We start from the raw sequence: 11,966 nt of genomic DNA on the forward strand, positions 1-11,966 counted from the left end.
ATTTCAGAAACTCGTCCTGCTGCGGCCATGGTTTGAAATTCCATCTGCCATAACCTATGTTGCGCAGTGACATATCCTTGAACCATGTATAAATCCTCCTCATTTTCTGCAAAAATATGTGGTATTAGATGCTCATCATAAACAACTTTTACTGTGCCTGCCAATCCTGGCAACTTGATTTCCTCCTCTTTGAGTTGATCTTCACTGTAGGAATTTTGCCAAAAACCACGATGGGGATCCAATAATTTCCCAATCGGAGGAACAGAACCAATTTGAATTGATAGTGCTACACCTATTGCAAGGGTGATTGCGAAGGCAAGCAGGAAACCTAAATATCTCATAAAACTAGAGGTATAAAACCAGCGATGAAATTAGCATTTATAAAATGATTTTCTTGTATTGAACCGAAAAAAACAACTTAAGTTTATTCCTAATTTCCATCCGATATTGATAAATAATACCGACAAAGGGGAATTGTCAGAAAATCACAAATTTGATTTAAGATTCATCTTCTTAATAAAGTAAAAGAGCCACTTGATAGATCAAGTGGCTCCCTATTCCATTTTACTTAAATTTTTTACTGAATTACAATGGGCAGTTTCAATTTTTCCCACCTTACAACTATTCCGGGCGATTCGATGGCAATACTCAATTGCTCTTGGCTATCAGTAAGCCACTCTGGACTTGATTCTACCCGCAATACATCATTTTCCTGCTTATACTGAAAATGGCCATGTTCAAGATCCCATTCTGAATTGAAAATAACTGTCCATTTTCCTGACGCTTTGGGTATGGTAAATAAGGAATATCTTCCTGCAGGAAGTTTTTGACCTTCAACAGTTACTTCCGATCCAAACTCAACAAATGTGGATTCATTTGCACCTGTTCTCCAAACCTCATTATAAGGTACCAAATCTCCCCAAACAACCCTGCCCTTTACTGAAGGGGCCCCATATTGGACCATAAGTTTTGAATTTCCAGCGGTTCCTTCTAATGTTCTCAAAGGACTTGCCCTTGTTTCAGAAGCAGGCTTCTCCTCCATGGACATTTCTTCTGAATCGGTGGATTCAGCACTTTTTTCAGCACCACATCCTGACAAAAGCATTGTTCCAGCTGCAAAAACAGCTAACATAAATACGTTCGGTTTTTTCATAAATTAGTAATTTTCGAATTCGAAGATAAATATTTTTTTACCAACAAAAACAAAATCTTCAGTTTTGAACCTCCAGTGGTCACAACAAAAGGATTTAAGTTTTTAGAACATTTTATTTCTTTTTCTAATTGCCCAATAAAACCAATTTATAATCGATGTAAAAAAAAGACTTTTTAATATCATGAGGATATCGTTTATTAACGATTCTTTAATAATTTATCACATTATTACTTAAGACATGAGAATTAAATTTTACAAAATGAAAACAGGAATTTTATTTCTGTTAACAACATTAATATTTTACTCTTGCCAACAGGAAATTGTCAAAACAGAAAAATTAGATAATCCTTTTTCTGATCCAAGTCCTTGGCCTGAGATTAGAAAAGAAAGAATTCAAAAACTACTACCGGAAGCCATGAAGACTGCAGGAGTGGATGCTTGGGTTATCATTTGTCGGGAAAATAACAACGATCCCATTGCCCACCATATTGGAGGTGAAAATGCAGGTGGAACTGCACTTTTCCTTTTTCATCTGGAAGGCGATAATGTAAGGTCTGTTGTTTTTTCCCCAATAGGAGAAGCTACGGCACTGGGGGATCTCAAAATTCATGATGAAGTGATCCCTGTAGAAAGAGGAAACTCAGCCATCAGCGATGCTTCTGAATATATCCTATCAAAAAACTTCAGCAAAATTGCTGTAAACAGTTCTTTTGAAAATGCCCTTTCTGACGGTCTTAGTTATTCTCAAAGGCTTGAACTTGAGGAATCTCTTTCCAATCAATCCAAAAACATGGTTTCTTCTGATGACCTCATCTATGAATGGCTCTCAGTAAAACTACCTGCGGAAGTGGAGATTATGACAAAAGCTGCTGAATTGACTGCCAATTGGCAACATGAGGCATACCAACAAGTTGTTCCCGGCAAAAGCACCGATGCAGATATCGCAAAATTTCTTAAAAATAAATTGGCTGAATACGGCCTAAAGGATGGATGGTCTCCTGACCAAAATCCAAATGTAAACTCCGGTCCAGATAGAGGTCACTCCCATTCCACAGACAAGGTAATCATGCCCGGTGATGTGATACAAACTGATTTTGGAGTAAGGGTATGGGATATGTGGGTTTCAGATATTCAAAGATTTGCCTATGTTTTGAGAGAAGGTGAAACTCAGGCACCTGATTCGGTTCAGTTTTATTTTGAATCTTCTATAGGTGGAAACAGAATTGCTTTGGCTGCGATGAAACCTGGAGTTTTGGGTTATCAGGTAGATAAAGCTCAAAGAGACTGGATGGCAGAAAGAGGTTCTGAATACGTTATGTGGAGTACCGGACATCCTGTAGGGTATGTTGCACATGATATTGGACCAAACCTTGGTGGTGGATTACTACCTGACCCAAGTGTAAGACCTGCTGCTATGAAACCTTTAAAGGAAGGAATGCTATTCGCTTTTGATGGCTTTCATGCTTGGAAACTACCTGATGGTGGGACTAAAACGATGTCCGTTGAAGAAACTGCTGTGGTCACAAAAGATGGTGCGAGGTATCTCATTTCACCTCAAGAAAAATTGATTCTTATCAAATAACTGAATTTTAAAATAAGCAAGAAAGAGGTAAAATCCTACGTCATTTGGATTAAGAAGGATTAAGACATACTTTCGATTTCAAATTCCGGATATCAATGGTCAGATTTATCACCTCTTTCTTTTTTTTGGTTTCCTTGGCTTTATTTTTTAGTGTATATATTTCTCCGGAATTTTTCCCATATGTGGGTGTTGTCACTCTCACTATACCAATTCTACTTGTCATCAATGCTTTTCTTTTTGTTGCCTTACTTTTTGCTAAAAGGAAACTTCTCATACTTCCCTTAATTGCTTTGGTTATTGGTTGGAAGTTTGTCGGGGTGACATTCCAATTCAGACCAAGTGGAGGACAGGAAGAAGGATTGTCTGTCTTAAGTTACAATGTACACATGTTTACTTATTCCAAAAATGGGGGGGATAGGGCTTTGGGAGGCCAAAATCTGATTAAATGGCTTCAAGATAATCCTGCCGATATCAAATGTTTTCAGGAATTCTACCAAGACCAAACCACCCCATCCAGAAATACCCTTAAATTATTGGGAACGGAAACAGGCTACAATCATTCTTTTCAGATCATCCAAGGTAATGCCAAAAGAAGATCATTCGGTATGGCTATTTTTAGTAGATATCCTATCATTAATGATGGTGTTGTGTTGGATTCAAGAAGTACCAATGGAATCATGTTCGCAGATGTAAAAGTCGAAAAAGACACCATCAGGATATATAATGTTCACTTGGAATCCATGAACATAGCCTCTGAAGAATTAAACAATCTTGACGGGATCAAAGACAATTATAAGCTGACACTTAGAAAACTCAAAAGGGGGCAGGTCGCAAGGGCTACCCAATTGGATATTTTGATGGAACACATGGAAAACAGCCCTTATGCCAATATTCTAGTTGGTGACTTCAATGATGTCCCTTACAGTTACACTTATTTTACTTTACGAAGTATCATGCAGAATGCATTCGAAAAGGCAGGAAGCGGTTTTGGATTCACATATAATAAAGTGCTTTTTTTCCTTAGAATAGACCATATTTTTGCAGATGAACCTTTGGAAATAAAAGGTTTCAAAACACATAAGGAAGTAGACTATTCTGATCATTACCCCATTTCGGCTGTTTTCAGTTGGGAAAAACCATTGAGAAAATATGCTCAGGAACTTGAAGAATGATCTTCATTTACTTTTTTGATTCTTTCATTTGAATCAGTAAAACCGGAAGAAGAATTAGGTCTGCCAGGACTGCGAATACCAAAGCCATACTGATCAGCAATCCCGAATAATAGGTGACACCAAACTGGCTGAACATCAATATCGAAAATCCGGAAACCAAAATAAGGGATGTCAAAATAATCGCTTTGCCTGTTTCCAGAAATGTCCGTTTGATGGCATAAATCCAAGTGCTTCCTTTCTCCAACTCAATTTTCAACTTGGACATAAAATGAATACTATCATCTACTGCGATCCCGAATGCAACGGTAAATAGAATGGCAGTAGTCAATTTCATTTCAATACCCAAAATCCCCATCATTCCCAACATCCATAACAATGGAATAATATTTGGCACAAGAACAATGGTCGAGATTTTCCAAGACTTGAATAGAAACCCCATAATGACAGCCACAATCATAAACGCCACTCCTAAACCTTTTGCCATTTGCCAAGTAACACTTTCATGGCTGATATCAATTAAATGCGAAGTGCCGGTTATTTTCACTTTCAAAATTTCTTGATTTATTTCTCTGTCCAAAAATTCAAAAAACTTCTCATTCATTTCTGATGACTTTTTGCTGCCAAAATCCTCTGTCCTTGTAGAAATTCTACCTTGTCTAAAATCGTCTGAAAGAACTTTTGAAGGAAAAGCCTCTATAGCATTGGGAATGTATTCTTTCAATCTCAGAAACTGACCTTGACTAGGAATAGTAAAAGCCTTCTGATTCCCTGAATTTTGAGCCTGATTTAATTTTTTGACGATTGTCAATGGTGATAAAAGGGCAGCACTTTGATAATTCTCCTTGACAAAAATCTCAAGCTTATTCAACTCCTGAAGTACTTCAAGCTCCAATAAACTTCCTGCCTTTTCACCTGCTTCTAAATAAAACTCCAATGGCTTTGAACCGCCAAACTCCTCATCAAAAAATCTAAACTCTTCCATCAACTCATGGTCACGGGGCAAGTTATCTAAAATATAACCGTTGATTTGGATTTTGCTGCCTGCAAAAATAAACAGCAGTGAAACCATCATAAATGAGAAAAGAATTGTTCTTTGATTCCCAAATATCCAGATAAAAACAGTTCTCATTCCAATCCTCCATCTATTTTCGTTTGAAGATGGAAAGGCCTGATTTTGAGGAGAAAACAAATAAAGAAGCCCCGGCCCGACTGTAATCACTGAAACAAACATCAACATGACTCCCAATCCTATGTAAAGGCCGAAATATTTTATACTTGGAATGCTGGTGAAATAAAGTGAAATAAAGCCCAAGGCTGTGGTCAGACAAGTCAGAAATACTGGAAACACCAATTCTGAAAAAGCTTGTTCAATAGCCTGATGTTTTGAAAATCCTTTTCTAGATAGGTTAATAAAATAATTGAAAAAATGGACTAAGGCAGCCAATCCGATCACCGATAAAATAGTGGGTTGCATCACTGACATGATGTCCAGGGCTTTTCCAGTATATAGTGAAAGGGATAATGTCCATAATATTCCAAAAGCCAAAACGATCACAGGTATCAGGATCCCCCACCAAGTTCTGAAAATCAGAAATAGTACAGCCACAATCAACAAGAATGATAATCCCAGAAAAAATGAAAACTCCTGTTGCAATAGTGAGACAAATTCCCCCTGTGCTTTAATTTTTCCTGCTGAATGAATCATTTCAATATCCGAATCAGCAATCAAAGATTGAATCTTTTGATACAGCAAATCCCCTTCTTCTTTTTTGATTTGTTGCCGATTTTTGACAATTACCAATAAATGTTTTGAGTCCTGATTGATGAGATTTCCATTCCATTGTTCTGAATTCAGTATTTGCTTTTGTGATTTTTTCAAAGACTCCTTAGTGTCCCAATTCAGCACTTTGAAGGTACTGATGCCAAAAGGACTGATAATGGGTTCTTCAAGGTCCAACAGAGAAATTACCTGATCAACATCTGACAACTTTTCAATTTCTTGGATAAGTGTCACAGATTTATTCAAAAACCCGGAATCGAAAACAGATGGAGATCTCCCCAATGCAATCAACAAGTAATCGTTATCGTTTTCAAAGTTTTCCCTAAACTCTTGATAGAAAAACAGTTCATTATCATCCTGCGGAAAAAAGCTCTCAAAATCATAATCAAAAATAACTTTTGGCTGAAAAAGAAAAATCGCCAATGTAAATGTCATTGCAATGGCTAGAAGAAAAATGGATCTGTTTTTTTTAAACATAAGTCTTGGGAAAGATACTTGATAGAAACCAAATTGTTTTTTCGGTACCGCAAATTACCAAGTTATTTTTCCTGAATTGAGTGTCCATTTATTTTCCGGGAATTACAAATCCTGCTTTCCTATTTTTACATATATTCCTATCTTGCCGGCGATTAAAACAAATGAAATTATGAAGCAATACCACGATTTGATGCAGCATATTTTGGACAAGGGAGTCAAAAAACAGGACAGGACAGGTACAGGAACTTTGAGTGTTTTTGGCTATCAGATGCGCTTCGATCTGAAGGATGGTTTTCCTGTAGTTACTACCAAAAAATTACATTTAAGGTCTATCATCATTGAACTATTGTGGTTTTTAAAAGGTGATAGCAATATCGGATATCTGAATGAAAACAAGGTGAGTATCTGGAATGAATGGGCAGACGAGAATGGAGATTTAGGCCCTGTATACGGATACCAATGGAGACATTGGCCTGATGGGAATGGTGGTGAAATTGATCAGATCAAAAACCTGATTCATCAGATCAAAACCAAACCCGATAGCAGAAGGCATATTGTGAGCGCTTGGAATGTTGCAGATGTGGACCACATGGCACTTCCTCCTTGTCATACCATTTTCCAGTTTTATGTGGCTGAGGGCAAACTTTCCTGTCAATTGTATCAGCGCAGTGCTGATGTCTTTTTAGGTGTCCCTTTCAATATTGCCTCTTATGCATTATTTACCATGATGGTGGCCCAGGTATGTGATTTAGAGCCGGGAGAATTTATCCATACATTTGGAGATGCCCACCTGTATAGCAATCATTTGGAACAGGCAAACTTACAGTTAAGTAGAGACTTGCGACCGCTTCCTACCATGAAAATCAATCCTGAAGTTAAGGACATCTTTCAGTTCAAATATGAAGATTTTGAATTGATCAATTATGATCCGCATCCTCATATCAAAGCAGCAGTGGCCATTTAATGGCATATTTTAAAAATCTTAAAAATCCAGATCAAAATCAGAATCAGTGCGAAATATTTTACCACCGATATCTCTGATAAAACTAATACCTGTCACATTGGTAGTAAAAACATAATCTGCTTCAAACACATCTTTGGGGAGATAATTCCCTTCATTTACGATTCTTGATGATGTTTTGAGCTTTTCGATCATAACCCTTCTTCCAACTCCCGCTATACAGGAGCAATCAAGGGAGGGAGTGAAATAGGTTCCGTTTTTTACCCAAAATATATTGGAAGCACCCGCCTCAGAAACATATCCATCTGAATTGCATAAAATTACTTCATCCATGGAATTCCTTTTTCTTTCCAAATTGGCCATCACATAGGTCAGGGCACTCAAAGTTTTACAATGACTCCAAGCTGATTTTTGAACTTGGATGGAATCAAGAAAAAATGCCTTTTCCTTGATCCTTGGAGTTGGTTGAAAAGCTTGAACTTGGATACTTTCTTTCAATCCTTCAGATTCAGGTGTATACTTACCCCCTCCTTTTCTATAAACATTCCACCTTATTCTTAAAGTGTCTTCCGATTCAAATTTTTGTGCCAATACATTTTCAATTGAATTGATAGAACTCAAAGACAAAAAGTCCAGATTCAATACCTTGCATCCTTCCATCAATCTTTCCATATGGAATTTACCAAACCTCAATTTGCCATTGACTAAAACCATCGTCTCAAATAGACCATCTCCGAATAGTAAACCTCTGTTATGAAAACTATGAGCTATTTCAGACCAATCTGATGCTAATCCTTTAAAAAGGAAGACTGTATTATTTTCGTTCATATAACTGTTCACTACCGAACATTTTAATTTTTCAGAACACTTTCGAAAGGTTAAAAATAAATAAATTATAACTTTTTAACCCTTTTAGTAAACAATGTTGGGATAAAAACAGGATTTCGTACCAAATTACTTATTACTTTAGCACGCTAATTGAAACTACAAACCCTATGGGAACAAAAAGCAGTATTTTTGATATGATCGGACCGGTTATGATTGGGCCATCATCGTCTCATACTGCCGGCGTTGTCAGAATCGCAAGAGCTGCCATTAGAGTTTTGGGAGGAATACCGGATTCGGTTGTCATTACTTTTTACAATTCCTTTGCCCGCACCTATGAAGGGCATGGGAGTGACAAGGCTATTATTGGCGGCCTATTGGATTTCAAAACAGACGATCAACGCATCAAACAGTCTTTTGAAATTGCCAAAGAAAAAGGATTGCAATACACATTCAAATCAATTGGAAATGCTTCTGTTTATCATCCCAACACCATCAAATTAAATTTAAAAAAGGATGGTAGAGAAGTGGAAGTCATTGGAGAGAGTCTTGGTGGGGGAATCATCAACATCGCTGCTGTCGATGGATTCAATGCCAACTTTTCTGCTAATTCTTATACCTTAATTATAAAGGCCGAAGATATTTCCGGAGCTATTGCCTTTATATCCTCTGTAATAACCCAAGAAAAAACCAATATTGCCACCATGTCAGTTTCGAGAAAAGGAAAACATGATATCGCCTGTCATGTGATAGAAATGGACAGCGGTATCAGAAAAACCACCATCGATTATTTAAACAGTCTTACCTGGATAAAAGAGTTGATATATATCCCTGAAATAGATAAATAATGAAAAAACTGTACTTAATTACGCTTACCTTTTTGTTTTTTGTCAATGCTGAAGTCAAAGCACAGATTACTGACATATCCTCATTAGATTTGGAAACTTGCATTGAAACTGCTTTGGAGAACAACCTGACTTTAAAGAGAAGCCAAGTGAATTTAGGCATCGCCGAAGCAACTTTAATTGGTGACCAAGGCCAAAGAATCCCAACCCTAACAGGAGGTGCTAGTTCAGGTTATCGTTGGGGAAGATCAATTAACCCAGTAACCAATCAATTTGAAAATAACAGGATTGGAAACGTCAACCTTTTTGGAAATTCCAATGCGACACTATATGCCGGTCAGCAAATCACCAACACAATCAAACAGACCAAAACAAATATTGAAGTTGAAAAATACAATGTAGAGGCTACGGAGAATGACATCACCTTGAATGTGATCAACTTATTTATCAATGTGGTTTTTGCCAAGGAGCAATTAAAGATAGCCCAGAACCAATTGTCTACTACTAAAGAACAATTAATCATTACCAATAAATTGGTAGATGCAGGATCTCTTCCCTTGGCAAATAGGTTGGACATTCAGGCACAGAATGCCACTAATGAATTGGAAGTTATCAATGCCTCAAACACCCTTAGAATTGCCAAGTTGAATTTGTCCCAAGCAATGGCAATTCCTTTTAACAATGATCTAGATGTATTTGCACCTGATCTTGACCCTGAGGATTTTTTGCTTACCCAAAAGAAACCTGATGAAATTTACGAGATTTCAAGAGAATTGATGCCTCAAATAAAGGCTGCTGATTTAGGAGTTCTCAGTGCAGAATATGGCGAAAGAGTTGCCAAAGGTGGATATATGCCAACTTTGGGCGTAGGGATCAGTGCTTTCTCCAACTATATCGATCAGCCAAATTTTTTCGGGGTTAGGCCTGAATTTGGTACTCAGATCAGAAACAATTTCTCCAATTCAGCCAACTTACAATTGAATATCCCAATTCTTTCCAATATGCGAAACAGGTCAAATGTTCAAAGAGCGAGGTTACAGAAAAGACTGAGTGAAATTCAGGAACAGGAAACCAACCTTCAGTTGAGACAGGATATTGAAACAGCCTACACTGATGCCTATGCCGCACGACAATCTTACCAAGCATCTCAGATTCGTGTGGCTTCTTTGGAGGAGGCTTTTAGGATCGCCCAGCAACGTTTTGATGCAGGTGCCATCAATTTCGCGGATTATCAACTCGGTCAGAACAATTTCTTCAATGCCCAAGCTGACCTTGTAAATGCAAAATACACCTATATATTCAGAGTAAAAGTTCTAGATTTTTATTTAGGAAATCCACTTAAACTATAAATTACCCATACCATTATGGCAAAGAAAAAATCAAACAAATTAATTTATATCCTTTTAGGTATACTGGCAGTCGTCATCATTTTTGCAATCATTGGAAGATCCGCAGGTTGGATTGGTGGCGAAAAAGAAATCAGTGTTGAAACAGCAAATGCAAAAAAGACATCTATCATTGAAAAAGTCAGTGCATCCGGCGTAGTGGAACCTGAAATAGAAGTCAAAATGAGCCCTGATGTTGCAGGGGAAATTATTGAATTGAATGTAGCGGAAGGAGATTCAGTTAAAATAGGTGACCTTTTGGTAAAAATACGACCTGACAATTTTATCTCTGCTTTAGACAGGTCAAGGGCAAACTTAAACCAAAACCAAGCTAACTTAGCCCAATCAAAAGCTAACCTCAAAAGGTCTGAAGCTCAATTTGTAAGAGCTGAATTGGAATTTAAAAGAAATGAAAAGCTCCATCAGGACAAAGTGATTTCAGATTCAGATTGGGAACAGATCCAATCTACCTTCCTTACTGCACAAAATGACCTTGATGCTGCAAAACAATCTGTTTTGGCAGCAGAATATATTGTGAAAAGTGCGCAGGCTACTGTTAATGAGGCGGCCGAAAATTTGAGGTTGACCAATGTCTATGCTCCTGTCAGTGGAATAGTTTCCCAGCTTTTGGTAGAAAAAGGTGAAAGGGTGGTTGGTACCCAACAAATGGCTGGTACCGAAATGCTAAGGCTTGCTGATCTTTCAAAAATGGAAGTTAGAGTCAATGTAAATGAAAATGACATTGTTAGAATCAGCCGGGGGGACACAACCATAATTGACGTTGACTCCTATTCTTTTTCAGGCAAAAAATTTAAGGGAATAGTTACTTCCATAGCGAATTCTGCAAATGTAAAAGCAAGTGCAGATGCAGTTACAGAATTTGAAGTCAAAATCAGAATCATAAATGAATCTTATGCTGATTTGATTACTGAAAAAGTGAAATATCCATTCAGACCCGGAATGACAGCAAGTGTAGACATCATCGCTCAGAAAAAAGACAATGTATTGTCTGTTCCTTTATCAGCAGTTACCACCCGAGAGGATCAACTCGATACAGCTTCAGATAGAACTACGAAAGCAAAGGAACTGGTTTTTATAGTTGAAGAGGGTCGGGCTAAAATTAAAGAGATCAAAACAGGGATTTCTGACTTTGACAACATTGAAATATTGGAAGGTTTAAGTGAGGGTGATGAATTGATTTCAGGACCTTATTTTGTGGTGAGCAAACAATTGAAAGATAATGATGCTATCAAGATTACAAAGCCTACTGAAATAGCGAAAAAATAAAGACAAGACTGGAGACGGAAGACGGGAGACGGGAGACAGAAGTAGGCCTAAAATTTAGAGTTTGACAAATTATTATTTTGGTTTTTCGTGACAGAAGCCGGAAGGCAAAAGATGATAGTTAGCATGAATCGATAATTAACGGGCTTATTAGCTTAAGTTAACTTATTTAATGGTTAGAATGCGGATGACCATATAAAAAAAAGCTTCCCAGAATAAAATGGGGAGCTTTTTTAGTGTTAAGGAATTTTCTTTTTTGAATGTACTCAATGATGCCAATAAAAGGTAAATTAAAATAATTATAGGCAAAACACTGAAATGATCGGTATTTAGGTCTTCCGACTTCGGTCTTCCGTCCTCCTGCCTTTCCTACCAATTTTTCAAAACATCATAAACCAAATGGACCGGGAGGCCCATTACAGTAAAATATGATCCTTCAATTTTTTCAACAGCTATATAACCAATCCATTCCTGAATACCGTAAGCCCCTGCTTTATCCAAA

Annotated in this window: 11 protein-coding genes; 6 read left to right on the forward strand and 5 right to left on the reverse strand. The window is 37.4% G+C overall.

Features of this window, described 5'->3' with window-relative positions:
* Positions 1–341 (reverse strand): penicillin acylase family protein (locus ACEW8U_RS10765; protein ID WP_373522043.1); only part of this gene is annotated, 341 nt, incomplete at its 3' end.
* Between the two features lie 236 nt (positions 342–577).
* A complete protein-coding gene (locus ACEW8U_RS10770) occupies positions 578–1,153 on the reverse strand; it encodes a DUF2911 domain-containing protein (RefSeq protein WP_373522044.1) in 576 nt (191 codons plus the stop codon).
* A 259-nt stretch (positions 1,154–1,412) separates the two neighbouring features.
* Here ACEW8U_RS10770 and ACEW8U_RS10775 point away from each other — a divergent pair, with 259 nt between their 5' ends.
* Together ACEW8U_RS10775 and ACEW8U_RS10780 are read left to right on the forward strand one after the other, a co-directional pair.
* The gene (locus tag ACEW8U_RS10775; protein ID WP_373522045.1) at positions 1,413–2,735 is read left to right on the forward strand and encodes a M24 family metallopeptidase; all 1,323 of its coding nucleotides are present in this window, start codon (positions 1,413–1,415) and stop codon (positions 2,733–2,735) included.
* Positions 2,736–2,830: 95 nt separating this feature from the next.
* Positions 2,831–3,907 carry an endonuclease/exonuclease/phosphatase family protein gene (locus tag ACEW8U_RS10780; RefSeq protein ID WP_373522046.1) on the forward strand — a complete coding sequence of 359 codons (1,077 nt, stop codon included), beginning with the start codon at positions 2,831–2,833 and terminating at the stop codon, positions 3,905–3,907.
* A gap of 7 nt (positions 3,908–3,914) precedes the next feature.
* Here ACEW8U_RS10780 and ACEW8U_RS10785 read toward each other — a convergent pair whose 3' ends face one another.
* The gene (locus tag ACEW8U_RS10785) at positions 3,915–6,164 is read right to left on the reverse strand and encodes an RND family transporter (RefSeq protein ID WP_373522047.1); all 2,250 of its coding nucleotides are present in this window, start codon (positions 6,162–6,164) and stop codon (positions 3,915–3,917) included.
* Positions 6,165–6,333: 169 nt separating this feature from the next.
* On the opposite strand from ACEW8U_RS10785, the gene ACEW8U_RS10790 reads away from it, so the two are divergent.
* Positions 6,334–7,128 (forward strand): thymidylate synthase, encoded by a 795-nt coding sequence (locus ACEW8U_RS10790; RefSeq protein WP_373522048.1) that lies wholly within the window; start codon positions 6,334–6,336, stop codon positions 7,126–7,128.
* Between the two features lie 18 nt (positions 7,129–7,146).
* Here ACEW8U_RS10790 and ACEW8U_RS10795 read toward each other — a convergent pair whose 3' ends face one another.
* Positions 7,147–7,965 carry an aminotransferase class IV gene (locus tag ACEW8U_RS10795; protein WP_373522049.1) on the reverse strand — a complete coding sequence of 273 codons (819 nt, stop codon included), beginning with the start codon at positions 7,963–7,965 and terminating at the stop codon, positions 7,147–7,149.
* Between the two features lie 155 nt (positions 7,966–8,120).
* Here ACEW8U_RS10795 and sdaAB point away from each other — a divergent pair, with 155 nt between their 5' ends.
* Genes sdaAB through ACEW8U_RS10810 form a run of 3 tightly spaced genes read left to right on the forward strand, consistent with a single transcriptional unit; the run spans position 8,121 to position 11,467 of the window.
* On the forward strand, positions 8,121–8,798 hold the full coding sequence (sdaAB, locus tag ACEW8U_RS10800) for an L-serine ammonia-lyase, iron-sulfur-dependent subunit beta (RefSeq protein WP_373522050.1): 678 nt from the start codon (positions 8,121–8,123) through the stop codon (positions 8,796–8,798).
* On the forward strand, positions 8,798–10,144 hold the full coding sequence (locus tag ACEW8U_RS10805) for a TolC family protein (protein WP_373522051.1): 1,347 nt from the start codon (positions 8,798–8,800) through the stop codon (positions 10,142–10,144). The genes sdaAB and ACEW8U_RS10805 overlap by 1 nt, the downstream gene beginning before the upstream one ends.
* A gap of 15 nt (positions 10,145–10,159) precedes the next feature.
* The gene (locus ACEW8U_RS10810; protein WP_373522052.1) at positions 10,160–11,467 is read left to right on the forward strand and encodes an efflux RND transporter periplasmic adaptor subunit; all 1,308 of its coding nucleotides are present in this window, start codon (positions 10,160–10,162) and stop codon (positions 11,465–11,467) included.
* A 366-nt stretch (positions 11,468–11,833) separates the two neighbouring features.
* On the opposite strand, the gene ACEW8U_RS10815 is transcribed toward ACEW8U_RS10810, so the two are convergent.
* A partial coding sequence (locus tag ACEW8U_RS10815) for a Maf family protein (RefSeq protein ID WP_373522053.1) occupies positions 11,834–11,966 on the reverse strand: 133 nt, incomplete at its 5' end.

Origin of the sequence: Aquiflexum sp. (assembly GCF_041751335.1) — a bacterium.
Taxonomy (GTDB): Bacteria; Bacteroidota; Bacteroidia; order Cytophagales; family Cyclobacteriaceae; genus Aquiflexum.